Consider the following 23,912-nt stretch of genomic DNA (forward strand, 5'->3'; position numbering starts at 1 on the left):
ATCGGCTATGATGGTGAGCCTGTCCAGTAGGAGAGATGCATCGATGACCACGCACAATGGGTCGGCACCCAATCGCCTGGAACGCCGCAAGGCCCGCACGCGCGCCGCGCTGGTCGGCGCGGCGCAATCACTGCTGGCCGAGGGCAAGATCAACGTGCCGATCCTCGAGATCACCCAGGCCGCCGACGTCGGCATGGGATCGTTCTACAACCATTTCCAGAGTCGCGAGGAGCTGTTCCATGCTGCCGTCGAGGAGGCACTAGACCGGCACGGCGCACTGCTCGATCTGCTGTGCGAAGACGTCGAGGATCCGGCTCAGGTCTTCGCGCAGAGCTTCCGCCTCACCGGCCGCCTGCACCGCCTGCATCCCACCCTCAGCAAGGTCTTGCTCAATGACGGCCTCAGCCTGACGAACTCGGACCGCGGGCTCGCGCCCCGCGCACGCCGCGACATCGAGGCCGCGGCCGAAGCCGGGCGCTTCGACATCCGCGACTCGGAACTGTCGATGACCATCGTCGCCGCCGCGGCCATGGGCCTCGGACGCCTGCTGCACGACCATCCCGAACGCGACGACGCCGAGGCCGCCGACCAGGTGGCCGAGGACCTGCTGCGCATGTTCGGGCTCTCCTCCGAGGAAGCCCACGAGATCTGCCGACGCCCGCTACCGCCATTGGACCTGCCGCGCGTCGGCTCGACTCCATAGAGTCAGCGGTCGTCAACGGCGGGAGCCTGCGGCAACCATCTCGAGGGGGCAACGCTAGCTGGGCCATCGCGGCCGGAGCACCGCATGCTCTACCGGGGCCGGCTCGACGGCACAGGCGGGTTCGCGGTAGTCGAGACCGACAATCCGATGGATCTGGCCGACGGTCCGACCGAATTCGGCTTCTGCGCGGAGTGCGAGATCTACCCTGTCGTCGAGGCCGCCGAGGTCGCGCAGGCATTCCAGCAGGGCGCCGACTTCAGGGCGTCGATCGGCTGAACCTCGCCGCTCAGCCCCAATTCCCCTTCATCCGGCACACCACCGAACGCCGGTCGGTGGACCACGCGCCGTGCGACTCCAGCCGCTGGGCAGGGGGAATAGTGCTGGCGCGCATACGGTACATGCGCGCCGCTACGGCGACGCCTGCGCGCTCGGTGAAACAGCCGAAGCCATCGGCTCGGCACGGACCATCTGCTCACGGAGCCCGGTCGGCTCGTCGTGTCGGCGGGCGGCCGCATAGACCTGCAAGTAGCGAGTGATGGCGATCCGACCCTCGTCGGTCAGCGCGTCACTCTCGTCGCCGCGCTGGTGGGCCAGCTCGAAGACGTGGTCACCCAGCTCCACGGCCACTTCGACGACGCGTCGGCTGGTGCCGGGCGCGAGCAGGCCGGTGGCAAGCAGGTGGCGGTGGAGCAGGTCGGTGAGCCTGCCGAGGTGTTCTCTGATGTCGTCTCGGAGAGCCTCGTTGTGCCGGGAGGCGTAGTAGAGCGCGACGAAGTCCGGGTGGGACATGTAGTGGCGGCCGTGAAAGGCGATGAACGCCTCGACGGCGGCCGCGATGTCCGGGTGTGGCCGGGCGGTGGCGAGGGACTCCTCCAGTTCGCTATCGAGGCGCGTGAGTTCGCGGGCGAGCAGCTGCTCGAAGATCGCGTCGCGATTGGTGAAGAACTGGTACACCGTCGCGGACGGGACACCAGCACGTTCCGCCACGGAACGGACCGTCGCCGCGTCGGTTCCCTCGGCCGTGATGATCTCCACGGCGGCGTCCAAGATCCGCTGGACGCGCTCGCGGCTGCGCTGCTGGACCGGTTCGCGGCGGAGGGGGCTGGCGTCGGGCACGGCATCCATGGTAGACACGAAAAAAATAACATGACGTCATGTTCATGTTCTTGCGGATCTCTTGCGGAGGCGACTACACCATGAGCGCGACCGGGGCAGCCGTCGATGCGTTGACCAAGGCGGGGCGGGCGATACGCGGCTCCGGGGGCGGCGGCACCGCGAAGGCCGCTTGCAACTTGTGCGAGGCGATTTGCGGGATCGAGATCACCATCGAGAGCGGGAGAGCCGTCGGTGTGCGCGGCGACCGCGACGACCCTCTATCCCGCGGCCACGTGTGCCCCAAGTCCGTAGCGATGACCGACGTGCACAGCGACCCGGACCGGCTACGGCGGCCGCTGCGCAAGATCGACGGAGAATGGGTGGAGGTGGACTGGTCCGAGGCGATCAACGCGGCGGCCCGCGGACTCGCTCAGGCCCGTCGGCGGCACGGCGCGAATGCGGTGGCGGTCTACCTGGGCAACCCCTCGGTCCACAGCCTCGGCGCGATGACCCACGGGTCCGCGTTCGCCTCATTGCTGCGAACCCACAACCACTTCTCGGCATCCTCGGTCGACCAGTTGCCGCACCAGGTCGTTTCGGCACTGCTGTACGGGCACCAGTTCCTGCTGCCGGAGCCGGATCTGGACCGGACACAGCACCTGCTCATGTTCGGTGCCAACCCGCGTGCATCGAACGGAAGCCTGATGACCGCGCCGGATATGGCGCGGCGGCTGCGGGAGATCCGCGAGCGCGGCGGGCGGGTCACCGTCATCGACCCGCGCCGCACAGAGACGGCCGCGGACGCCGATGAGCACGTATTCATCCGGCCCGGCACGGACGCCGCGGTGCTGTTGGCCATGGTGCACGTCGTCTTGCGAGACCGGGCACCGCGCCTGCCCGAATACATCACGGGTGCGGACGCGCTCCGAGACGCGGTCGCCGAGTTCACGCCGGAAGCCGCTGGCCGTTTCAGCGGCGTGCCCGCCGCCACGATCACCCGCCTCGCCCACTCCTTCGCCGACGCGGGTCCCGCCGCCTGCTACGGCAGGTTCGGCGTGTCGACCCAGCGTCACGGCACTGTGTGCCAGTGGGCCATCCAGGTGCTCAACATCATCACCGGCAACCTGGGCCGCGAGGGCGGGACGCTGTTCACCGACCCGGCCATCGACATGACACGGCTGCTGAGCCCGGGCCATTTCGGCCGACGCCGCAGCCGTGTGCGCGGGCTTCCTTCCTTCGCCGGGGAGTTTCCGGTCGCCGCCCTTGCCGAGGAGATCACGACGCCGGGCCAGGGGCAGGTCCGGGCGCTGTTGACGATCGCGGGAAACCCGGTGCTGTCCACTCCTGCCGGAGCCGCACTCGGCACCGCGCTCGGCGGCCTCGACTTCATGGTGGCCGTGGACTTCTACCTCAACGAGACCACTCGCCACGCCGACGTCATCCTGCCGCCGACCAGCGCGCTGGAACGAGACCACTACGACTTGGTTTTCCGGTCCTTCGCCGTCCGCAATACCGCGAAATACTCGCCCGCGGTGCTGCCCAAGCCGCGCGGCGCGCGGCACGACTGGGAGATCTTCCGCGACCTCGGCTCGGCCTACCAACGCCACCTCGGAGGCGGCCGGATGCAGGTATTGCGCCGTCGCCTCAGTAGGCCCGCCCTGGCCACCGAGATTCGGCTGCGGACACCGCCGCGCCTGCTGGTGGACCTGCTCCTGCGCACAGGTCGCTACAAACTGAGCGTGCGGCGACTGCTCGCTCACCCGGCCGGGCTGGACCTGGGCCCGCTGCGGCCGGGCGTCGAGCATCGCCTGCGCACTCCTGACCGCCGACTACACCTCGTGCCACCGGAGATCGCGGAGGCCCTCGACACCCTGCGCTCCGACCTGTGTACGGCTCCGGCGGATCCAGGGTCGCTGCTGTTGATCGGCCGACGGCACCTGCGCTCCAACAATTCCTGGATGCACAACTACGCCCGCCTCGTCGCCGGTCCGCAGCGACACCATCTGCTCATGCATCCTGACGACGCGGCCCGCCTCGGACTGGCCGACGGGCCCGCCGTGCTGCGCTCACGCACCGGCGCCGTGCGGGTGGACGTCAGGCAGACCACCGACATCATGGCGGGCACGGTCAGCCTGCCGCACGGGTACGGGCACGCGGCGGCGGAAAGTCGGCTGTCCGTGGCCTCCCGCGTCGCGGGCGCGAGCGCCAACGATGTCACCGACCCGCTGTTCCTGGACACCGTCAGCGGAAACGCCGCCCTCAACGGAATCCCGGTCACCGTGGAACCGCTCCCCCACTCCCGCTAGCAAGGAACGCCATGCCCCACGTCATCACCCAGCCGTGCTGCAACGACGCCTCCTGTGTGCCGGTGTGCCCGGTCGGCTGCATCCATCCCACCCCCGACGAACCGGGCTTCGCCTCCGCCGAAGCCCTCTACATCGACCCCGCCAGCTGCATCGACTGCGGCGCCTGCGTCGCCGAGTGCCCGGTCGGGGCGATCACCCGCGACACCGCGCCCGCCGCAGGCCGGTTCTTGGACCTGGCGGAGGCTTATTACCAGCGAAACCCGCTGCCGCCCGGCATCCCCGACGCCTCGCCGCTCGCTGCGCGGGCCGAGATCGAGGAGCTTCGAGTCGCGGTGGTGGGCTCCGGGCCCGCAGGCGCGTATGCCGCACTAGAGCTGCTCGAGCATCCGGGCGCGACAGTCACGATGTTCGACCGGCTGCCCACACCGTGGGGTCTGGTGCGAGGCGGCGTGGCCCCCGACCACCCGTCCACCAAATCCGTCACCGAGGTATTCGAGCGCGCCGCCGCCAATGGCCGCTTCCGCTTCCACCTCAACGTCGAGGTCGGTACCCACATCACCCACGACGAGCTGGCCGCAGCGCACCACGCCGTCGTCTACGCCTATGGGGCCTCCGGTGACCGCCGCCTGGGGATTCCCGGCGAGGACCTGCCGGGAAGCGCGTCGGCAACCGAGTTCGTGAACTGGTACAACGGCCACCCGGACTTCATCGACCGCACGTTCGATCTCTCCTGTCGCCGTGCGGTCGTCGTGGGCAACGGCAACGTCGCCCTCGACATCGCCCGCCTCCTGGTCGCCGATCCCGCGGAGCTCGCCGCCACCGATATGGCCGACCACGCGCTGGCCGCCCTGGCCGCAGGCACGATCGAGGAAGTCGTGGTGCTCGGCCGGCGCGGCCCCGCGCAGGCCGCGTACACCACTCCCGAGCTGCTCGCCCTGACCGATCTCGACGGCGCCGATGTCCTCGCCTTGTCCGACGAGGCCAAATTGGATCCCGACCAGCTCGCCGCACTTCGATCGGACCCGATCGGGCTGGCCAAAGCGCAGGCTGCCGCGGAACTCACCACACGCCGCCGCGGTGCGTCGCGCCGTATTGTCCTGCGCTACTTGTGTTCTCCGCTGGAGATCTTGGGCGATCAACGGGTCACCGGAGTGCGTGTGGCTCGCAATCGGCTCGAACACGGCCCCGGCGGCGACGTCCGCGCTGTCCCGACCGGAATCGAAGAGACCATCGAGGCGGGCTTGGTACTCCGGGCGGTGGGTTACCGCGGCGCTGCGCTGTCCGGCCTGCCCTTCGACCATGACCGCGGTGTGCTGCCCAACGACTTCGGCCGAGTCCTCGCCGGGACCGGCGAACCCATCCCCGGCGTTTACACGGCGGGATGGATCAAGCGGGGCCCGTCCGGAGGCATCGGCGCCAACAAGAAATGCGCACTGGACACTGTCGCCGCACTCCTCGCCGACCATTCCGCAGGATTGCTTCCCGCCCCGGCAACCACCCCGCAGGAACTCGACGCACTGGTCCGGCAGCGCCGGCCCACCGCCGTCGGTGTGCACGAGTGGAGGGCGATCGATCGGACCGAGCGCGACCTCGGCGCGGTTCAGGGACGGCCGAGGCGCAAACTTGCCTCGTTCCCCGCCCTGCTCGCCGTTGCGCATGGGGAGGACTCGATGCCGACGATTCCACTGCCGATCGACGCAGACGGGTTCCGCCTCTAACCAATTCCTGCTAACGCTGCGTGTAGAGACCGACGATGTGGGTTCTTTCGCGACGAAATACGGGTCCTTGCTCGTCGTCCACGACCGCGGCCGACGCCACCGAATCCCCTCTGCCGCAAGTATTCTGCGCACCTGGCTACGACCCACGACAGTGCCTTCGGCGCGCAGGGCCGCGGTCAGCGAATCCAGCGTCCAGCTCGACGGTGCCCCGTCCTGCTCGGCTTCCAGAGCGCCATCGGATCGCGGCGTCAACCGACGCGGTGGCGTGGTGGCGACTGAATTGGTCGGCCGATCACGCGGAACTGGTGGCGGCATCGGTAGAGGACCCCGCCACCAGTTCAACATGACCGTCTGTCCAGCAAGGTTTTCGGCTGCTGAGGCGAGCGCCGAGGAGTTCGCGGGGGCGTCGACAGAGCTGCTACGCGATCCGTGCGGGCCGGTGCGACGCCAGTTCGGCATCCGGTGCCTGATATTCGACTCTGCGGCCTTGCTGGACGAATGCGAGCACGAACCGGGCGTGCGGTGCCGGGTGGGGCTGTCTCGAGCGGCGGCAGGAGTTGTTGGCACGTCGTGGCAACGTGCGTCTGCGCTACAGCGACATCGCACGGGAGCTGGACATTCTTGACCTCGCCCGGCCTGCTTTCAGCGCGACGCGTTCACCGATGCCGACTGAAACCCGCCCGCGCGCACCGCGTCGGTGATGAGTGTCCGAACGTCGCGCGGTGCGCCCGGCAGCAGCTCGAGGAGGTCGGTGCTCGATGCCTCGAGTAGTCCGGCACCGAGATTCGCGAACAACGAGAGGGTATGTGTGATCTGGTACGGCTCCAATCCACTGCCCTGCAACATATCCCGCATTTCGCTGAGCGAAATCGGCACGTATCGCACTGGGCGACGGAGGGATTCGCTCAGGATCTCGGCGATATCTGGGCCGCCGATCGCGGTCACACCCTCGAGCTCGTATACCTTGCCCGCATGTCTGCTGGGCCGCCCCGCGGCCAGATCACGCTCGGATTCCGCGGCTACCCGAACGGCTACCTCGGCCAGGTCCTCGCGCGCCACCACCGAGATCCGGCCGGTGCCGAATGCCGCCGCGAATACACCCGATTCGGCCGTAGAGGCGGTACCGGCGACGGCGAGGCCGACCGGCACCTCCGCGTAGAGGCCATTGCGCAGGACGGTCGCGTCAAAAGGTGCTGCGGCGAGACGTTTTTCGGTCCAGCGGTGCGGCAGGGCGATGGTCATCAGATCGCCGGATCCCGCGAGACCGGTGTAGATCACGTGCCGGACACCGGCCGCGCCGGCGGCGTCGATCACCGCACCGTGGCGGGCCAACACCACATCGTCTTCGGCGTATCCGGCCGAAATCAGGACCAGGACATCGACATCCCGCAGTCCCGCGAACAGCGTCGCCGGGTCGTCGAAATCGATACGGCGCGTAGTGATGTCGTCACCGGAGCGGCTGCCCGCCGCTACGGTCAGGTCGTCGAGGGTGGACAGGCCGCGGTGGACGAGGGCTCCGGAGATGCCGGTTACCAGGATCATCGCAACACTCCCGATTGTTGTAGTTGCTGGATTCGACCCAGCATCGGCGGCCGCGGCGCGCGGCATAAGGAGGCACTTTCATGTCGGTCACGAACACTGCGGTCACCGCGCAGGTCGCGGGCACTATTCCCGACGGGCCCTGTGGCGATGACGACTGCGGCATCCGCGATGTGCTCGACCGGTTGGGGGATCGGTGGACGGTACTGGTGATCGTCGAACTGAGTACAGGAGTGCGGCGTTTCCGTGAGTTGGAGCGAGCGATTCCGGGCATCTCACAGCGGATGCTGACACTGACCACCAAGCGCCTGTGCCGCGACGGCATGGTGGAGCGGATCGCGTACCCGACGATCCCACCGCAGGTCGAATACCGGCTCACCGAGACCGGCCAGAGCCTGGCCGCGGCCATCAGCGCACTCGCCGATTGGTCGCGCGAGCACAAGGACCGCATCGCCGACGCGCGCCGACACTGGGATGCCGAGCACGGCGACTGAACACCTGTCGCGGGCGGGCGAACAGCGCTTGAATGGAAGCATTCCCACAGGGAGGTTCCCGATGACCCTTACCGCTCGTGACCTGCTCTACGGGATCCAGGCCGAGCTGGCCCCGCACGACGACGACAATCGCATGGTTCCGCTGATCTCGGTGGGCAAGGCGCCACGCGCGGTATTCGCGGCGATCGCCGCCGAGGAACAGCGCATCATAAGCAGCGACTGGCGCAGCTTCCACGCCATGGCGGCGCGAGCGGACGACCCGCACGTCAGAGCGTTCCTCGACGCCCTCCCGCCCGGCGAGCAGCAGGCACTGGCTCTGTTGGACGCACTCGTGGCGGCGGCCGGACCAGATCAGGGCATGGAGCCGCCCAGGGCGGGTTGTCAGGCCTATCCCGCTTATGTCGCGTGGCTGGCGCTCAACGCCGAACCCTCCGCAGCGACTGCCGGTATCTACGCGAATGTCGCCGCATTCGGCCGCTACTGCCGTGTGGTCGCCGACAGCATGCGCACCAACTACAAGTTCGACGACCCGGCCTGCGCATTCTTCGACTTCTTCGCGGCCGGTAGCCCCGAATATGAACAGCGGGCCCTCGCCGCAATCCAGGCCGGAATCGACACCGACCGACTGAATCCGAACGACGCCCACCTGTACGCCAGACTCTTCCAGAACTACGAACTCATGTTCTGGAACACCCTCGCCGACGAGTTCGCCGGATAGCACCGCAACCGTCGGTGTTGCTCCGAGCCGACCGCTCGTCGGCAGCTGAGCTAGCTCGCACCGTCGTAGACCACTGCCGATCGGCGAATCTCGATATGTTGATCAACAACGCGGGCCGCCCGCTGCAAGACCCGTCTGACAATCCCGTGGCGCACAGAACGGGTTAGCTCAGTCGAGCGGCGTCGCGGCGGGCTCCACGGCCACCGGCTCGGGCTGCGCCGGTGTGGCCTCTGCCGGTCGCGTCGGCCGTTCGGGCGCTGCCGGGACCGCCGCGAGCGGCTTCCGAGCCCCGGCCAGCCGCGAGTAGGCGAGGCAGACCAGCCCGCATAACAGATAGCCCAGCGCCACCTTCGGTGCCGCAGCCCAGGCGATCTGGGCGGCGTGGATCAGGCCGATCCAGCTCAGTGCCGCAGCGGCGGCGCACGCGGTGGCCGCGGCGACGAAGCGCTTGTCCAGGATGAAGGTCACGACCGCGCCGAGCACCAGACCGGCCAGCACACCGCCCGAGCCCAGCGTCTTCAGCCCGTCGTACACCACGCCCGCTTGGCCGAGCGCGGCGTCGCCGACGTTGTCGGCGGTGGTACCGGCCGCCGTCAGCGCGTTGTCGATCTGGCCGACCGCCCACTCGGCGAGGTTCGGGATCAGCGCCGCGACCACCGCCACGGCGTGCAACTTGGGCACCGCCTGGAACGCCTGTGCGCCGATCAGCAGGCCGATGTACAGCAGAATCGGCACGATCGCCGGGATCGGCAGCAGGGTGGCGAGCACCCCGAACAGCCCGAGCAGGCACATCACGCCGATGGTGACGCCGCTGGCCAGCGAGTATCCGGTGCGCCCGCCGGCGTCCTTCCAGCCCGGATGGCCGATGTAGACCGCGGGCGGGAACGGCGAGCCGAAGCCTGAGCCGACGACGGCGCCGAGCCCGTCGGCGAGCAGCACGCTGCGCAGGTTGTAGTTGTCGCCTGCCGCCGCGGCGCTCTCCACGTTGCTCATCGCCTCGGTGAAGTTGTAGACGCCCAGCGGAATCGCCGTGGCCAGCAGCGGGCTGAGATTGCCGAGGCCGGTGAACAGCAAGTGCAGGTGCAGGGTCGGCAGCCCGATCGCGATGTCGTGCGCGGCCTTGCTGACGTCCGGCACCGACATGAACCCGCCGATCCAGCCGATCGCCGTGCCGATCAGCAGCGCCACCAGGCCGACCGGGACGTTGCCGGGCAGCCGCACGTCGGTGAAGAAGCCGATCAGGATGATCGCAAGCACGGGCAGCGCGATCCACGCGGCCTCCCACATCTGCGCGGCCGGGCGCATGGAGATGAACGTGATCGAGATGCCCGCCAGCGTGCCGAGCATTGCCGCGCGCGGGGTGATGCGGCGGATGTAGGGGCCCACGAAGCCGCCGATCATGACGATCACGCCGATCAGGAACGCCCAGGCCAGGCCCGCCGACCACGCCTTCAGCGGATCGTGGCTGCCCAGATAGATCGGCAGCATGACCACGAACACCACGATGAACATGTGCGGCACGCTGGGTCCGTACGGCAGCGCCGTCACCGTCGCCCGCTGCTCGCGGCGAGCGAGGCGGCGGGCCAGCAGCACGTAGTAGAGGTTGCCGAGCACCAGGGCCACGCCCAGCGCGGGCAGCACGCTGCCCAGCACGTCCCTGCTGGAGATGTTCACCACCGTGATGGACAGCGTGGTGAGGGTGAGCACGTTGACCAGGATGTTGAAGCAGAGCCCGAAGTAGGCGTTGGTGTCGCCGCGCGTCCACCAGGGCAAGCGGAGGGCGGCGGGTTCCTCGGCGGGTGCAGTGTCACTGGGTTGCGTTTCGAGGGACATCGGCTTTCCTGTTCACTAGACCGGGCGTATCGGCGAAGGGTCGAGCTGGGCGGGGGTGGTCAGCGCGGCGACGACCGCGGCCGAATCGGCGACCCAGCCGAAAATGCCGCCCTGTGCCGCGATCATCTCCAGCCCCACTCGCTGGAATTCGGGGAAATAGGAACCGACGCAGTCGGAAACGACCAGGCACTCGTAGCCCCGGTCGTTGGCTTCGCGCACGGTGGTGTGCACGCACACCTCGGTGGTGACCCCGGTGACCAGCAGGGAGCGGATGCCCCCGCGCTGCAATTCGTCGGCGAGGCCGGTGGCGTAGAAGGCGCCCTTGCCCGGCTTGTCGATCACGACCTCGTCCGGCAGCGGTGCCAGCTCGTCGACGATGTCGTGGCCGTACTCGCCGCGGATCAGGATGCGGCCGAACCGCCCCGGGTCGCCGATGCGCTGGGAGGGGTTGCCGCGCAACAGCTTCGACGGGGGGCAATCGGACAGGTCGGGCCGGTGACCCTCCCGGGTGTGCAGCACCGGCACCCCCGCCTCGCGGGCGGCGGCCAGCAGCGCGCGCAGCGGCTCGATCACCGTGCGCAGCAGGCCGACGTCGTTGCCGAGGCTCTCGCCGAAGCCGCCGGGTAGCAGGAAGTCGCGCTGCATATCGATGATCAGCAGGGCCAGGGTGCCCGGCTCGAATCGGAAGGGTCCCGGCCGCGCCGGAATGGACTGTGTGGCGGTCATTGTCGCTCCTTCGCTGCTCGGGCGGCGGCCGCGGCGGTCACCACCGTGCGGGGTTCGTCGAGGATGCGCGCCGCGGCCGCCAGCACGGTGTCGTCAGCGAGCGCGGGACCGGCCACCATGACCGACAGCGGCCGCCCGTCGCCGGTCACGCCCACCGGCACCGCCACGGCGGTGAGGTCGAGCAGATTCCCGAAATGGGTGTAGTGCCCGAGCACGGTGTTGGTGGCGACAGGATCGGCCAGCACCTGCGCCACGGTGAAGGTGGTGCCGATGGCGGGCAGCACCAGCACGTCGAAGTCGGCCCACATCCGGGCCACCCGCGCGCGCAGCCGTTGTAGCCGCTGCTGCGCCCGGAACACGTCCACCGCGTCGAACCGGTAGCCACCGGTGAGGATTTCGCGCACTGTCGGCAGTATCGAGTCCGGATGATCGGCCAGGAAGTCGCCGAACTCCACCAGCCGCTCGGCCACCCACGGGCCCTGATAGAGCAGCTCGCCCGCCGCCAGGAACGGCTCCAGAGTGGTCGCCACGCAGTCGAATCCGAGCCCGGACAGGCGCTCCCGCAGCGCCAGGTGCGCATCACGGAACACCGTGTCGCCGAAGAACTCCAGCTCCGCCGCGGCGGGCAGCCCGGCGCGCAGCCGCCCGCCGCGGTGGCGCGGCCCGCGGGGGCGGCTCCAGGGATCGTCCGGGTCCACCGCCGCGATCACGTCGAAGACCCGGTCGAGGTCCTCGATCGAGGTCGCGGTGAGGGTGACGCAGTCCAGCGACTTGCACGCCGGGACCAGCCCGACCGCGCTGATCAACCCGCGCGACGGCTTCCAGCCGACGATGCCGTTGAGCGCGGCCGGGACCCGGCCGGACCCGGCGGTATCGGTGGCCACGCAGAACGGCACCTCGCCCAGGGCCACCGCCCGCGCGGAGCCGGAGCTGGACCCGCCGCAGACGAGGTCGCCGCCGAAGACGCTGCGCGGGATGGTGTATGGGGTGCGGGTGCCGTTCAGCCCGGTGGCGAACTGATCCAGGTTGGTCTTACCGACGAACAGCGCGCCCGCGTCCAGCAGGCGCTGCACCGCCGGGGCGGTTCCGGTTGCCGTATAGGCGAAGTCGGGGCAGGCCAGGGTGGTGGGCCAGCCCGCGACATCGATGCTGTCCTTCACCCCGAACGGCACGCCGTACAGCGGCAGCGTGCGCGCGCCAGGCCGCCGCTCGATCTCGGCCGCCGCGGCCAGCAGTTGCGCGCGGGGCACCGGCGTGATCCAGGTGCCGTCGTCGCCGTTGGCGGCGATCGCGTCGGCGACCCGCGCCGCGGTGTTCGTCGGTGAGCCGCTACCGCTTTCGTGTGAATGCAGGATCTCGGCGATGCTGGGTCCCGTGCTGCGCATTTGTCGATTGTCGACAGAATGCGTGAAGCCCGGTGTGTTCGTGTGTTTCGGCTGTGTTGCCGGTCAGCGGAATTCGAGATCGAGGTAGGCCAGCTCGCCGTGCCTGCGCATCTCCTCCAGCACGATGTCCCGGTCGTTGGTCTCCAGGGCGGCCAGCAGCGCGGCGTGCCGGCGCACCCCGTCGCGGCGGTGCGTGGCCCGCGCCTCCTCCCGCAGGTTGCGGGCCATCGGCAGCTGCAGCTTCAGCAGGATCGGCGCATAGGCCAGATCCAGCTGCCGATGGCCGGCCAGCGCGACGATCGCGGCGTGGAAGCGGCGGTGCGCGTTGTCCCGCTCGAAGTCGTCGCCGCAGCCGTCGGCCGCCCGCATGTCGGCCAGCGCGGCGCGCACCGCGCGCAGCGGATCTCCCTTGGCTGGCAGCGGAAACGCGCTCTCCACCGCGTGCCGCTCCAGGACCCGCCGCAGCTCGAACAGTTGCCGCACGTCCGTGGCCGACCACACCACCACCCGGAAGCCGCGGCGCGGCAGATGCTCGATGAGCCCCTCCTGCACCAGCAGTCGCAGCGCCTCCCGCACCGGCGCCCGGCTGGTGCCCAGCCGGGCGCACAGCGCCTCCTCGCCGATCCGATCGCCCGGCGCGTACGCCCCGCTCAGTACCTCCGACCGCACATGCCGCACCGCCAAATCCACCAGGCTCGGCGGCAGCACGGTCTCCTCCGCACGCACCGTCATGCTTCGAGTCTACGAACGGGGAGGTCGGCGGCGCGGCGGCCGCTGCCCCGGCCCCGCAGAACAGAAAGGCCGCCGTGGTCACCCAGACGTCGGCGCAGCTGTAGTACCAGCCGTTCCAGGTGTCGGCGACGATCACTGGATGCCGTGCCCGCGCGCCGTGTCATCGGTGGGCAGCCAGATCCCGTTGCAGCCTCGACCTTGTTCCACGGCCCCGGGGAGCGCCACCGTCTCCGCCACCTCCGATATCGCCACAAAAGAGATCTTCGGACCTGTTGCCGCCGTCCAACGCTTCTCGACGCAGGAAGAGGCGATCCGCCTCGGTAACGCCTCGGACCTGGACCTCGCCGGATACGTCTTCACGAGCGATTCGGATAGAGCACCTGACGCACTCGAGACCGGATTGGTGGGCATCAACCAAGGGGTGCCCTCAACCGCCGCTGCGCCAAGAGTGCGCCAGGTACCGCGGCACCGCACAGTCCTGAACTCTGCTCGGCGAACGCCTCGTCCATGCGCGAGTTGATGCGTCCGGCGGCACTCTCGACATAGATCTGGCTGTAGGAGACACCGACCTCGCGCTCTAGCCTGAACATTTCTCACACCATCCCCACCGACGAGAGCCCACCATCACCCGGCAGCGCCACGGGCAGCGTGGCGCCAGATGAGAGAGGAGCGTTCATCTCAGTGGGATCGGTGCCGACCAGCTCGAGGGCGAGATGGTCGGCAGAAGTGCGGTGCGGTCTGGTTCGGAAGCGGGTCATGGGCGACAGCGCAGAGAAGCCCACTGACACGGCGGCTTTCGAATTCGTGCGGCATGAACAATCTGAAGCGGTTCACCGAATTCAACACTGGCGCCGCGCGCATCGGCGGCCACCGCTACAGAACGAGGACTGCGCTGATGCGCTGCGCAAGCACTCCGAGTCTCGGCTTCGAACGCACTGTGTTGTCGCGACCCGCGCGGTTCAGCGCCGCCTCAGAACAGCCGATCACCCGAAGGCTCCGGCACGGGCGTCGTTCCCACGCGTACGCGCTCCTCGTCGTCGATGACATCCTCGATCGCGTCGATCTGGTCCTGAACCACCTCGGCGCGCGCCACCAACTCGACCCGGTCGGGCTCGGTGAGGCTCTCGGCACCGAGCTTCTCGAAAACGCAGGAGAGCACTGACCGTAAGTCCTCTAGCTTGCTGTCTGACTCCACGGGACCTCACCCTACGTCCGAACTCGACGAACATCCGCTTCAGCCGATTATCGAGTGGTATACGCCGATCAGCTCTGGGACCATCGGGTCAGCGTTCGACATTGATGCCGATGGAAGGAAATCGCGGATGACCACGCCGCGGCGGTACTGGATCAGATTCGACCCACAGCAGTGCTCCGACCCACGGTTCCGGCAGGGCGTCGGCGTGACTGGATTCGACGTACCGGATTGCCTGTCGATGGTGGTGAAGCTGTTCCCCGACGAACCGATGCCACCTGTGCACCGAATTACGGCCGACATCTCACTGGCCGAGCCACTGCCGGTGAATCCTCGCTATCTCGGAGTACCGGTGTGGCGCGGCGTGTGGTATCCACCCGTGAACCTTGAAACCGGGCCGACCCGCGCCATCGACCGAAGAGGCGCGCCTTCCGAATACCCGACACCCGTCACAGCATCGGGCCGCCGAATGCGGGTCAGCGAGACACTGCACACGAAAACCACATGGCGGGACGAAATCCCGCATATCAATGGGCTGCTGTGGCCGCTGGTGACCATGCACCACGCCGAGTACGGCCGCGGAATGCGGCTCAGCGCCCCAGCGCTTCGCGCCGTCTGCGCCACGGATCCGACCTACGGGGACATGGTGCGCGAAGCTCTCGACTACATGATCGCGTGGCGCCCGACACCGGATGAATGGTTCGACGCGACCGAAACCAGGTTCGCCGATCAACGGCACCTGGACGAGTACGTGCGAGCCTTCCGCGACTACCTATTCGGAACTCGCCCGGAGCCGCTCTATCCTCCCGGCAGCGAACCGCTTTCACCCGAGGACGAGTACATGCGAGCCATCCGCCGCTTGGTCGTCACTCGCCCGGAGCCCATCCACCCACCCGGCAGCGAACCGCTTTCACCCGACGGGGAACAGGGTTTCGCTCGCGCTGCACGTCAAACCCCTGTTGAGAGCTCGACTCCTCGTTCCGAAGCCGAATAATCTCTACACGCGGCTCACGGGTCCAACCGCCGCGGCAACACCTCGGAACCACTCCCCCGGCCGATCACCAAGCTGGCTCTAGTGAACTCAAGTGCGCGCTCATGCCGATTTCCGTGCAGCCAGCGGGATCGGTCTCCAGTGTGGGATCTGTTGATCGGGGCAGCTCGTCGCGCATGGCTGGCATCGCCCCAGCGCACACACTTCTCGATGATCTCCCTACTCGGGGAAGGTCGGCTGGAGGACGCCGTATCGCTCGGAGACGATGCCGCGTGTCGGCTCTTCGGGTAAAGCCGGCTCGGAACGGTCGGTAATTGCGCGCGACGCCCACAGATGTCGTGAGAGCTGACCCGCCAGACATGCACCGGCCGCGTTCAACAGCACGTCGTCGACGGATGAGTGACGGCCGATAGCGAGGGCGAACTGTGCAATCTCCACTGCGATCGAAGCTGCTGCTCCCGCCAACAGGATGCGGTACGAGCGGGCGAACCAGGGTCGGCGCACCGGCAACAGGAAGCCGAGTGCGGCGAAGACCAACAGATTCCCGCCGAACTGCTCGATCACCCGGTCGTCGGCCAGTTGCTCGGCCAGATCACGCAGCGGCACGAGATTCAGCGAACGACCCGTTCCGGTCGGCGTGAGGATCATCCACAACCACGGCGCCGTACCCGTCACCATCCCGACATCGCACAGCGCCGCCCGCCACCCGCGCCGCCCCACCAGCCACCAGGCCACGAGACCGGCTACCGGTATCGCGGCGACCGCGGCCACCACGACCCCACCCCACGCCTCCCATGTCCCGTTCACCCCGCCAGTATCACCCAAATCACCAGCGCCACAGACTTGGCCGAAATCGCCACCCGCACAGCTCCACCCATCGCCACCCATGCTGGCGGAGGTTCCTGAAGTCAGGTGAGCGGCAAAAGCCCGACACCCGTCTCAAGTAGCCGCTGTGCGCGCTGAGCGAAGTGGTCACGGGGCGGTGCCCGGCCCCCAACTCAGCTGGATTGAACGAGCCTCGGCGAAGGTCCCTCTCTCGACCGATCTCGCATGCTTACCATTGGCGACCTCCGTCCCCTTTGCATGCCGCGCACGCGTCACAGCCGTATGGTTGGATGCAGCGCTCCTTTCGCGTGCCGAACCTGATGGCCATGCTGCTGCGGGCTGGGCCGTTGGGCCCTTCCAAATCGGTTCCGCGAAACCGGACGCCGGGCATCGCGTCTCGTGAATGATAGTTTCAAAGCGATATGCGCGGGTGTCTCTGTGTTCAGCAGCCAGCACAGCACCGCTGGTCGGCGATCCCGTCGTGCGCGGCATCGCGTCCGAATGGGGTGGGGCAGAGCGAGGATGAGCATGACAGACACGGCGGCACCTGCCCGCACCGCATCGAAGCAGGCTGTCACGGCCACGGATCAGGTCGAGTTGCGCCAGCTACTGGCCGGATTGACAGCCGTGCGCGACGGCGATTTCGGCACCCGGTTGCCGACGGACGCCGACGGGTTGCTCGGCGAGATCGCGACGGTGTTCAACGGCATGGTGGACCAGCTGTCGCTGTTCACCTCGGAAGTCACCCGGGTCGCGCGCGAGGTCGGCACGGACGGGCGGCTGGGTGGTCAAGCCGAGGTGCCCGGCGTGTCCGGCACCTGGAAGGACCTCACCGACTCGGTGAACGCGATGGCGGGCAACCTCACCAGCCAGGTGCGCGACATCGCCCAGGTCGCGACCGCGGTGGCGCGGGGCGACCTGTCCCAGAAGATCGACGTGGACGCACGCGGTGAGATCCTCGAGCTGAAGAACACGGTCAATACGATGGTGGACCAGCTGTCCGCGTTCGCGGACGAGGTCACCCGCGTCGCGCGCGAAGTCGGCTCGGAGGGCCGGCTCGGCGGTCAGGCGGAGGTGCCCGGCGTCGGTGGCGTGTGGCGCGACCTCACCGCTTCGGTGAACTTCATGGCGGGCAACCTGACCGACCAGGTCCGCAACATCGCGCAGGTGACGACCGCGGTGGCGCGAGGCGACTTGAGCCAGAAGATCACAGTGAGCGCACGTGGCGAGATCCTCGAGCTGAAGAACACCATCAACACGATGGTCGATCAGCTGTCGTCCTTCGCCGACGAGGTCACGCGGGTATCGCGCGAGGTGGGCACCGAGGGCATCCTCGGTGGCCAGGCGGATGTGAAGGGCGTCTCCGGCACCTGGCGCGACCTCACCGACTCGGTGAACTTCATGGCGGGCAACCTGACCGCGCAGGTGCGTTCGATCGCTCAGGTGGCAACCGCGGTGGCGCAGGGTGATCTGTCGCAAAAGATCAGAGTGGACGCCCGTGGCGAGATCCTGGAGCTGAAGAGCACCATCAACACGATGGTCGATCAGCTCTCGGCGTTCGCCGACGAGGTCACCCGCGTGGCCCGCGAGGTCGGCACCGAGGGCAGGCTGGGCGGGCAGGCGGACGTGAAGGGCGTCTCCGGTACCTGGAAGGACCTCACCGAGTCGGTCAACGTCATGGGCGACAACCTCACCGCGCAGGTGCGTTCGATCGCCCAGGTCACCACCGCGGTGGCCCGTGGCGATCTGAGTCAGAAGATCAGGGTGGACGCCCGCGGCGAGATCCTGGAGCTGAAAGAGACCATCAACACGATGGTCGATCAGCTCTCGGCGTTCGCCGACGAGGTCACCCGCGTGGCCCGCGAGGTCGGCACCGAGGGCAATCTCGGTGGCCAGGCGACTGTGCGGGGCGTATCGGGCACGTGGAAGGACCTGACCGATAACGTCAACGTGATGGCGTCGAACCTGACCGGCCAGGTGCGTTCGATCGCTCAGGTCGCCACGGCGGTGGCGCGCGGTGATCTGAGTCAGAAGATCACCGTGGAGGCGAAGGGCGAGGTCGCGGCGCTTGCCGGGGTGATCAACACGATGGTCGACACGCTGTCCGCGTTCGCCGACGAGGTCACTCGCGTCGCCCGCGAGGTCGGCACCGAGGGCATGCTCGGCGGCCAGGCACGCGTGCCGAATGTGGCGGGCACGTGGAAGGACTTGACCGACAACGTCAACTCCATGGCGAACAATCTGACCAACCAGGTCCGCAACATCGCCCAGGTCACCACCGCGGTCGCGCAAGGCGATCTGACCCGCAAGATCGACGTGGACGCGCGCGGCGAGATCCTCGAGTTGAAGACCACGATCAACACGATGGTCGACCAACTGTCCGCGTTCGCGGCCGAGGTCACCCGCGTCGCCCGCGAGGTGGGATCGGAGGGGCGGCTGGGCGGCCAGGCCGAGGTCGAGGGCGTCTCGGGCACATGGAAACGGCTGACCGAGAACGTCAACGAGCTGGCGGGCAACCTGACCCGCCAGGTCCGCGCGATCGCCGCGGTCACCAGCGCCGTTGCCGAGGGCGACCTGACCCGCTCCATCACCGTTGAGGCCTCCGGTGAGGTCGCGGAGTTGAAGGACAACATCAACGCGATGGTGGAGTCGCTGCGCGAGACCACCAAGGCCAACCAGGATCAGGACTGGCTGAAGACCAATCTCGCTCGTATCTCCGGTCTCATGCAGGGTCAACGCGACCTGCACGTGGTGGCCGGGCTGATCATGGACGAGCTGGTGCCGTTGGTTTCCGCGCAGTTCGGCGCGTTCTACCTCGCCGACGACAGCGACGAGCGGCCGGAGCTGCGGCTGATCAGCTCCTATGGCAGCCCGGAGGAACCGGGCAGCCCGTCGCGGTTCGCCTTCGGCCAATCCCTGGTAGGCCAGGCCGCACGCAGTCGCCGCACGATCGCGGTGGAGAATGTGCCTGGCGATTACGTCACCATCTCCTCCGGGCTCGGGCAGACCGCACCGGTCAACCTGCTCATGTTGCCGATCGTGGTGGAGGAACAGGTCCTCGGCGTGATCGAGCTGGCTTCCGTGCACCGCTTCACCCGCATCCACGGGGATTTCCTCGACCAGCTGATGGAAACGGTCGGCGTCAACGTCAACACCATCATCGCAAACGCCCGCACCGACGAGCTACTGGTCGAATCCCAGCGCCTGACCACCGAACTGCAAGCCCGTTCCGAGGAATTGCAAGTGCAGCAGGAGGAACTGCAGCGATCCAACGCCGAGCTGGAGGACAAGGCGGCACTGCTGGCCATGCAGAACCGCGACATCGAAGCCAAGAACCTTCAGATCGAGCAGGCGCGGCAGGAACTCGAGACCCGTGCCCAAGAACTCGCGCTCGCGTCGAAGTACAAATCGGAATTCTTGGCCAACATGAGCCATGAGCTGCGCACCCCGCTCAACAGTCTGCTCATCCTCGCCCAGCTGCTGGCCCAGAACCCGAGCCGCAATCTCACGCCCAAGCAGGTGGAGTACGCGGGCATCATCCACTCGGCGGGCTCGGATCTGCTCCAGCTGATCAACGACATCCTCGACCTGTCCAAGGTGGAGGCGGGCAAGATGGACCTCACGCCCGAACGCGTGTCGTTGCGTCAGTTGCTGGACTACTTCGAGGCCACCTTCCGGCCGATGACCACCCAGAAGAGTCTGCGCTTCCGCGTCACGACCGCACCCGGCCTGCCGTCGGACCTGCTCACCGACGACTCGCGGCTGCGGCAGGTGCTGCGGAACCTGCTGTCCAACGCGGTCAAGTTCACCGAGACCGGGTCGGTACAGCTGCGGATCGAACCGGCGGAGGCGAGCGAGTTGCCCGCCGCAGTGCGCCAGCACGGCCCGGCCGTCGCGTTCCGGGTGATCGACACCGGGATCGGCATCGCCGAACACCAGCTCGAGTCGATCTTCGGCGCCTTCCAGCAGGCCGACGGCACCACCAGCCGCAAGTACGGCGGCACCGGCCTGGGTCTGTCGATCAGCCGGGAGATCGCCTACCTGCTCGGCGGCGCCATCAGCGCCGAAAGCACGCTGGGCGAGGGCAGCACGTTCACCCTCTACCTCCCGGTCGCGCGGCCGGACTTCCAGGAGGCGCCGCCTCGCGAGCGGGACGACACGCAGCAGGCCGACAGTCGGCCGGAGCGCACCCCTGCTCCCACACCTCAACAGCACCGCAGGCTCCTGGTCGTCGAGGAGCGCCCGCAAGGCCTGCTGTCGCTGGTCGCGCAGAGCGCTGTCGCCGAACTGGCCGACAGCAACGACCCGCGTGGTCCGGTTCAGGTCGTCACTACGGTGGGGGTGGAAGAGGCGGTGGCGGCGATGGCCGCCGAAGCGTTCCATTGCGTCGTGCTCGAGCTGGACTTGCCCGACGGCGCCGCGCTGCGGTTCCTGGAGACGATGGACGGGGACGTCGCATTGAGAAGCGTCCCGGTACTGGTTCACAACCGCCGGCTCGACGCCGAGCAGGAACGCATGCTGCAACATCGCGCCACAAGCCAGCCGCTGGAGCTGCTGTCCAGCCTGGACGATCTGCGGGAGCGGATCGCGCTGCACGTCACCGCCGAGGCACCCGGCGACATGCTGCCCTTGGTCCGTCGCGAAGATGCATCCGCCCCGGCGCCACAGCGGCCGGACGGCAAGCTCGCCGGCCGCACGGTGCTCATCATCGACGACGACGCCCGCAACCTCTTCGCGCTCAGCAGCATCCTCGAACTGCACGGCATGAGCGTTCTGCACGCGGAGGACGGGCGGGAGGGCATCGACAAGCTCATCGCCCACCCACAGACGGACCTGGTCCTGATGGACGTGATGATGCCCGAGATGGACGGCTATACCGCGACGGCGACGATCCGCGAGATGCCACGGTACGAGAGCCTGCCGATCATCGCCGTGACAGCCAAGGCGATGCTGGGCGACCGCGAGAAGAGCCTCGCCTCCGGAGCCAACGACTACGTCACCAAACCGGTCGACGCGGACGCCTTGATCGCGTGCATCCAGCACTGGCTGGATGCCTGATGACCGACCTGGACAACCCCTACACCGAGGCCGGCGCGGCAGCTGACGCTCACTCGCCCGTTGGCCCCGCGGTCCACCGCCTCGCGGCCACCGTAGAGCGGCTGCGTGCGCAAATCCAACAGGCCCAGGCCACCGCCGACGGACGCGCGCTGATCGAGATGGCCAAGGGCGTTCTGGTCGAACGGCTGCACTGCGGGCCCGCGCAGGCGGCACGGCAACTCGACGCCCTCGCCGAGCGAGCGGGCATCACACCGCTCGAGTTGGCCGCCGAACTGGTCGACCAGTCGGCCCAGGACAAGGTCAGCGCGGTGGTGGGCGAGTTCTTGCTGCGCGCCGCCTCACCGGGAGAGCCATCCGCGGCCGTGCGCTTGCGTACGGCCGAAAGCGGGCTGCTTGCAGCCGGTGACAGTCAACGTGTCGCGGAGTCGGTGCTGGAGCACGCTCTGACGCCGCTGGGCGCCACCGCCGTGGCGATCTGGTCCGCAGGCGCCGACGCGTCGCTGACCCTGTCCGGTTTCGCCGGCATCGGCCCCCACGAGGCCGAGCGCTGGCGATACGTGCCGCCCGGTGTGGTGACTCCGGCCCGGCAGGCGCTGATGGAGCGCAACGCGGTATGGATCGATGACCTGAACCGGGCCGGGCCGCCGTCCATCGGTGACCGCGAGGGCGGCCGGGCGGCGATTCCGGCGGGCGCGGGGGGCAAGCTGCTCGGCGTCCTCGAGGTGTGCTGGCCGCAACCGCTCGAACCACAGCCGCCCCAGGTGCACCGGCAGTTGGAGGCACTGGCCGAGCTGTGCGCACACACCTTGGAGTCGGACCTCGCCGCTGCGCGGGCGCCGGACCCCGGTGTCGCGGACCTCGTGCGACTCGCGGACGGCCTTTTCGACCCGGCGCTCGTGCTGCTGCCCCACCTCGGCGAGGACGGCGCGCTCGCCGACTTCCGCATCCACCACGTCAACAGCTGCTTCGTCGACCCGGCCGGGCGTCCGCCCGGCCTGGTCAACGGCGCGTTGCTGCTCGAGGCGTACCCCATGGCGGCGAGTGACGGGCAGCTGTTCGAGCGGATCGAGCACGTCTTCGCCACCGGCGAGACCTACCGTACCGACCGAATGATGCTGACCGAACTGGTCGGCCAAGTACCGCTGACCGTCTCGACCGCCCTCAGCATCAGCCGCCACGGCGACACCGTGCTGCTGGTATGGCGGGTGGAGGACGAGACGGCGCGGCTGGCGGCGCTGCTGCAGCACGCACAGCGCCTCGGCCGCGTCGGCGGGTTCGAAGAGAACGCCGCAAGCGGCGAGATCACCTGGAGCAGTCAACTTTTCGCTCTCTACGGGCTTGCGCCCACCGCGGAGCCGATCCCGCTCGCGCAACTGCCGGGGCACGTCCACGACGACGATGCGAATGCCGTCGACCGGTTCCTGCGGACCTTGCTGCGCTACCGCCGCTCGGCTTCCACGGCCTTCCGCTTGATCCGGCCGGACGGCGTGACCCGGCACATCCGGATCGTCGCCGAGCCGGTCCTGGAGGCAGGCCACCTGGCCGCCATCCGCGGCGCCTATCAGGACATCTCCGCACAGCACTGGACCGAGGTCGCGCTGTCCGCGACACGCGACCGGCTGGCGCACAGCGAGCAGCACGCCGCCGAACAGAGCCAGCTGGCCCGGCAGCTCCAGCAGGCGATCATGCCGGACGCGCAGCCGTCCATCGAGGCGTTCGGTCTGCGCATAGCGGTGCGATACCGGCCCGCCGAGCAGGAATACACCGTCGGCGGAGACTGGTACGACGCGGTCGTGCTGCCTTCCAAGCAGATCATGGTGTCCGTCGGCGACATCACCGGCCACGGCGTCAAGGCAGCCACAGGCATGGTGGTGCTCCGCAACGCCCTGCGTGGCCTCGCCGCCACCGGCGCAGGTCCAGGGCAGATGCTGACGTGGCTGAACCTGGTGGCCCACCACCTGACCGACAACATCTTCGCCACCGCCATCTGCGGGCTCTACGACCCACAGACCCGCGTCCTGCGCTGGGCCCGCGCGGGCCACCTGCCGCCGGTGCTGGTGCGCGCAGGCCAGGCGTCCAGCTTGCCCCTGCTCCAAGGGATGCTCCTCGGCGCTGTGGCGGAGACGACGTTCGAGGAAGCCGAACTGCAACTGGAGCCGGACGACACTCTCCTGCTCTACACCGATGGGCTGATCGAGCGCCGAGACCGGCTGCTGGACGACTGCATCGAACGGTTGCTCGTGAGGTCGGCACAGCTCAGCGGAACCCTGGACGAGCGCCTGGACGAATTGCTCGACGGCAGCGATGCCGATACCGACGACGACACGTGCGTGGTGGGTATTCAAGTGGGGCCGGGTCAAGACTCCCCGGGCAGCTGAGGCCGGCCGACCGAGGACGCCGGTGCGAGTCCGGTACGAACTCGGCACGCGGCGACGGTGGAAAGTTCTGCCTCCGAGACCTTTCGCGAGGCCGAAAGTGCAGTGAACTCGTCACGGGCCGGTCCGCCGACAGCCCTTGCGCGCTCCGGCTCGCTGAGCGGCTGGGGCGTCGGCGCGCCGCAAGGTGCTGGTGCGCACGGCCGGTGCCGCCGGGTGCGG

At 68.4% G+C, this 23,912-nt stretch carries 19 protein-coding genes and 1 pseudogene; 10 read left to right on the forward strand and 10 right to left on the reverse strand.

Annotation, left to right across the window (positions count from 1 at the left end):
- Positions 1 to 43: 43 nt before the first annotated feature.
- Together ABZ824_RS16950 and ABZ824_RS16955 are read left to right on the forward strand one after the other, a co-directional pair.
- Positions 44 to 703 carry a TetR/AcrR family transcriptional regulator gene (locus ABZ824_RS16950; protein WP_356964006.1) on the forward strand — a complete coding sequence of 220 codons (660 nt, stop codon included), beginning with the start codon at positions 44 to 46 and terminating at the stop codon, positions 701 to 703.
- Between the two features lie 84 nt (positions 704 to 787).
- A complete protein-coding gene (locus ABZ824_RS16955; protein ID WP_356964007.1) occupies positions 788 to 979 on the forward strand; it encodes a DUF3303 family protein in 192 nt (63 codons plus the stop codon).
- 132 nt (positions 980 to 1,111) lie between these two features.
- Here the strand turns inward: ABZ824_RS16955 and ABZ824_RS16960 are convergent, their stop codons facing one another.
- Positions 1,112 to 1,819, reverse strand: a complete 708-nt coding sequence (locus ABZ824_RS16960; protein WP_356964008.1) for a TetR/AcrR family transcriptional regulator — start codon at positions 1,817 to 1,819, stop codon at positions 1,112 to 1,114.
- Positions 1,820 to 1,857: 38 nt separating this feature from the next.
- Here ABZ824_RS16960 and ABZ824_RS16965 point away from each other — a divergent pair, with 38 nt between their 5' ends.
- Both ABZ824_RS16965 and ABZ824_RS16970 read left to right on the forward strand, forming a co-directional pair.
- Entirely contained in the window at positions 1,858 to 4,104 is a 2,247-nt protein-coding gene (locus tag ABZ824_RS16965; RefSeq protein WP_356964009.1) for a molybdopterin-dependent oxidoreductase, read from the forward strand.
- Between the two features lie 11 nt (positions 4,105 to 4,115).
- Positions 4,116 to 5,822: an FAD-dependent oxidoreductase gene (locus ABZ824_RS16970; RefSeq protein ID WP_356964011.1), complete on the forward strand. Its 1,707-nt coding sequence runs from the start codon at positions 4,116 to 4,118 to the stop codon at positions 5,820 to 5,822.
- Between the two features lie 642 nt (positions 5,823 to 6,464).
- Here ABZ824_RS16970 and ABZ824_RS16975 read toward each other — a convergent pair.
- A complete protein-coding gene (locus tag ABZ824_RS16975; protein WP_356964012.1) occupies positions 6,465 to 7,364 on the reverse strand; it encodes an NmrA family NAD(P)-binding protein in 900 nt (299 codons plus the stop codon).
- A gap of 80 nt (positions 7,365 to 7,444) precedes the next feature.
- Between ABZ824_RS16975 and ABZ824_RS16980 the strand changes: the two genes are divergently transcribed.
- Positions 7,445 to 7,855, forward strand: a complete 411-nt coding sequence (locus tag ABZ824_RS16980) for a helix-turn-helix domain-containing protein (RefSeq protein WP_356964014.1) — start codon at positions 7,445 to 7,447, stop codon at positions 7,853 to 7,855.
- Positions 7,856 to 7,916: 61 nt separating this feature from the next.
- Positions 7,917 to 8,573 carry a hypothetical protein gene (locus ABZ824_RS16985; RefSeq protein WP_356964015.1) on the forward strand — a complete coding sequence of 219 codons (657 nt, stop codon included), beginning with the start codon at positions 7,917 to 7,919 and terminating at the stop codon, positions 8,571 to 8,573.
- A 168-nt stretch (positions 8,574 to 8,741) separates the two neighbouring features.
- Here ABZ824_RS16985 and ABZ824_RS16990 read toward each other — a convergent pair whose 3' ends face one another.
- The 4 genes from ABZ824_RS16990 to ABZ824_RS17005 form a co-directional block, all read right to left on the reverse strand.
- Complete coding sequence (locus ABZ824_RS16990; RefSeq protein WP_356964016.1) at positions 8,742 to 10,406, reverse strand: regulator; 1,665 nt, start codon at positions 10,404 to 10,406, stop codon at positions 8,742 to 8,744.
- Between the two features lie 15 nt (positions 10,407 to 10,421).
- Complete coding sequence (locus ABZ824_RS16995; RefSeq protein ID WP_356964017.1) at positions 10,422 to 11,132, reverse strand: cysteine hydrolase; 711 nt, start codon at positions 11,130 to 11,132, stop codon at positions 10,422 to 10,424.
- Positions 11,129 to 12,517, reverse strand: a complete 1,389-nt coding sequence (locus tag ABZ824_RS17000) for an allophanate hydrolase (RefSeq protein ID WP_356964018.1) — start codon at positions 12,515 to 12,517, stop codon at positions 11,129 to 11,131. The genes ABZ824_RS16995 and ABZ824_RS17000 overlap by 4 nt, the downstream gene beginning before the upstream one ends.
- A 63-nt stretch (positions 12,518 to 12,580) precedes the next feature.
- Positions 12,581 to 13,249, reverse strand: coding sequence for a GntR family transcriptional regulator (locus ABZ824_RS17005; RefSeq protein WP_356964020.1), 669 nt, complete (start codon positions 13,247 to 13,249; stop codon positions 12,581 to 12,583).
- A gap of 259 nt (positions 13,250 to 13,508) precedes the next feature.
- On the opposite strand from ABZ824_RS17005, the pseudogene ABZ824_RS17010 reads away from it, so the two are divergent.
- A pseudogene (locus ABZ824_RS17010) lies at positions 13,509 to 13,625 on the forward strand (aldehyde dehydrogenase family protein); the annotation flags it as partial.
- Between the two features lie 34 nt (positions 13,626 to 13,659).
- Here the strand turns inward: ABZ824_RS17010 and ABZ824_RS17015 are convergent.
- From ABZ824_RS17015 to ABZ824_RS17025, 3 genes are all read right to left on the reverse strand, one after another.
- Positions 13,660 to 13,839: a hypothetical protein gene (locus tag ABZ824_RS17015; RefSeq protein WP_356964577.1), complete on the reverse strand. Its 180-nt coding sequence runs from the start codon at positions 13,837 to 13,839 to the stop codon at positions 13,660 to 13,662.
- Positions 13,840 to 13,842: 3 nt separating this feature from the next.
- Positions 13,843 to 14,007 carry a hypothetical protein gene (locus ABZ824_RS17020; protein WP_356964022.1) on the reverse strand — a complete coding sequence of 55 codons (165 nt, stop codon included), beginning with the start codon at positions 14,005 to 14,007 and terminating at the stop codon, positions 13,843 to 13,845.
- A 212-nt stretch (positions 14,008 to 14,219) separates the two neighbouring features.
- Positions 14,220 to 14,342: a hypothetical protein gene (locus tag ABZ824_RS17025; protein WP_356964024.1), complete on the reverse strand. Its 123-nt coding sequence runs from the start codon at positions 14,340 to 14,342 to the stop codon at positions 14,220 to 14,222.
- A 22-nt stretch (positions 14,343 to 14,364) separates the two neighbouring features.
- Between ABZ824_RS17025 and ABZ824_RS17030 the strand changes: the two genes are divergently transcribed.
- Complete coding sequence (locus tag ABZ824_RS17030; protein WP_356964026.1) at positions 14,365 to 15,435, forward strand: hypothetical protein; 1,071 nt, start codon at positions 14,365 to 14,367, stop codon at positions 15,433 to 15,435.
- A 216-nt stretch (positions 15,436 to 15,651) separates the two neighbouring features.
- Here the strand turns inward: ABZ824_RS17030 and ABZ824_RS17035 are convergent, their stop codons facing one another.
- Complete coding sequence (locus ABZ824_RS17035) at positions 15,652 to 16,239, reverse strand: VanZ family protein (RefSeq protein ID WP_356964027.1); 588 nt, start codon at positions 16,237 to 16,239, stop codon at positions 15,652 to 15,654.
- Positions 16,240 to 16,785: 546 nt separating this feature from the next.
- On the opposite strand from ABZ824_RS17035, the gene ABZ824_RS17040 reads away from it, so the two are divergent.
- Together ABZ824_RS17040 and ABZ824_RS17045 are read left to right on the forward strand one after the other, a co-directional pair.
- Positions 16,786 to 21,315, forward strand: a complete 4,530-nt coding sequence (locus ABZ824_RS17040) for a HAMP domain-containing protein (RefSeq protein ID WP_356964028.1) — start codon at positions 16,786 to 16,788, stop codon at positions 21,313 to 21,315.
- Positions 21,315 to 23,693, forward strand: a complete 2,379-nt coding sequence (locus ABZ824_RS17045) for a SpoIIE family protein phosphatase (protein WP_356964029.1) — start codon at positions 21,315 to 21,317, stop codon at positions 23,691 to 23,693. Before ABZ824_RS17040 ends, ABZ824_RS17045 begins: the two co-directional genes overlap by 1 nt.
- Positions 23,694 to 23,912: the final 219 nt, after the last annotated feature.

This window comes from Nocardia sp. NPDC047038 (assembly GCF_040644075.1).
Taxonomy (GTDB): domain Bacteria; phylum Actinomycetota; class Actinomycetes; order Mycobacteriales; family Mycobacteriaceae; genus Nocardia; species Nocardia sichangensis.

Excerpts from the sequence above, each read along its gene's own strand:
- ABZ824_RS17000 (WP_356964018.1), bottom strand. The coding sequence starts at position 12,517 with ATGCGCAGCACGGGACCCAGCATCGCCGAGATCCTGCATTCACACGAA.
- ABZ824_RS16980 (WP_356964014.1), top strand. The coding sequence starts at position 7,445 with ATGTCGGTCACGAACACTGCGGTCACCGCGCAGGTCGCGGGCACTATT.
- ABZ824_RS16990 (WP_356964016.1), bottom strand. The coding sequence starts at position 10,406 with ATGTCCCTCGAAACGCAACCCAGTGACACTGCACCCGCCGAGGAACCC.
- ABZ824_RS17040 (WP_356964028.1), top strand. The coding sequence starts at position 16,786 with ATGACAGACACGGCGGCACCTGCCCGCACCGCATCGAAGCAGGCTGTC.
- ABZ824_RS16955 (WP_356964007.1), top strand. The coding sequence starts at position 788 with ATGCTCTACCGGGGCCGGCTCGACGGCACAGGCGGGTTCGCGGTAGTC.
- ABZ824_RS16970 (WP_356964011.1), top strand. The coding sequence starts at position 4,116 with ATGCCCCACGTCATCACCCAGCCGTGCTGCAACGACGCCTCCTGTGTG.
- ABZ824_RS16950 (WP_356964006.1), top strand. The coding sequence starts at position 44 with ATGACCACGCACAATGGGTCGGCACCCAATCGCCTGGAACGCCGCAAG.
- ABZ824_RS16975 (WP_356964012.1), bottom strand. The coding sequence starts at position 7,364 with ATGATCCTGGTAACCGGCATCTCCGGAGCCCTCGTCCACCGCGGCCTG.
- ABZ824_RS17020 (WP_356964022.1), bottom strand. The coding sequence starts at position 14,007 with ATGACCCGCTTCCGAACCAGACCGCACCGCACTTCTGCCGACCATCTC.
- ABZ824_RS16995 (WP_356964017.1), bottom strand. The coding sequence starts at position 11,132 with ATGACCGCCACACAGTCCATTCCGGCGCGGCCGGGACCCTTCCGATTC.
- ABZ824_RS17005 (WP_356964020.1), bottom strand. The coding sequence starts at position 13,249 with ATGACGGTGCGTGCGGAGGAGACCGTGCTGCCGCCGAGCCTGGTGGAT.
- ABZ824_RS17045 (WP_356964029.1), top strand. The coding sequence starts at position 21,315 with ATGACCGACCTGGACAACCCCTACACCGAGGCCGGCGCGGCAGCTGAC.
- ABZ824_RS16965 (WP_356964009.1), top strand. The coding sequence starts at position 1,858 with ATGTTCATGTTCTTGCGGATCTCTTGCGGAGGCGACTACACCATGAGC.
- ABZ824_RS17015 (WP_356964577.1), bottom strand. The coding sequence starts at position 13,839 with ATGTTCAGGCTAGAGCGCGAGGTCGGTGTCTCCTACAGCCAGATCTAT.
- ABZ824_RS16985 (WP_356964015.1), top strand. The coding sequence starts at position 7,917 with ATGACCCTTACCGCTCGTGACCTGCTCTACGGGATCCAGGCCGAGCTG.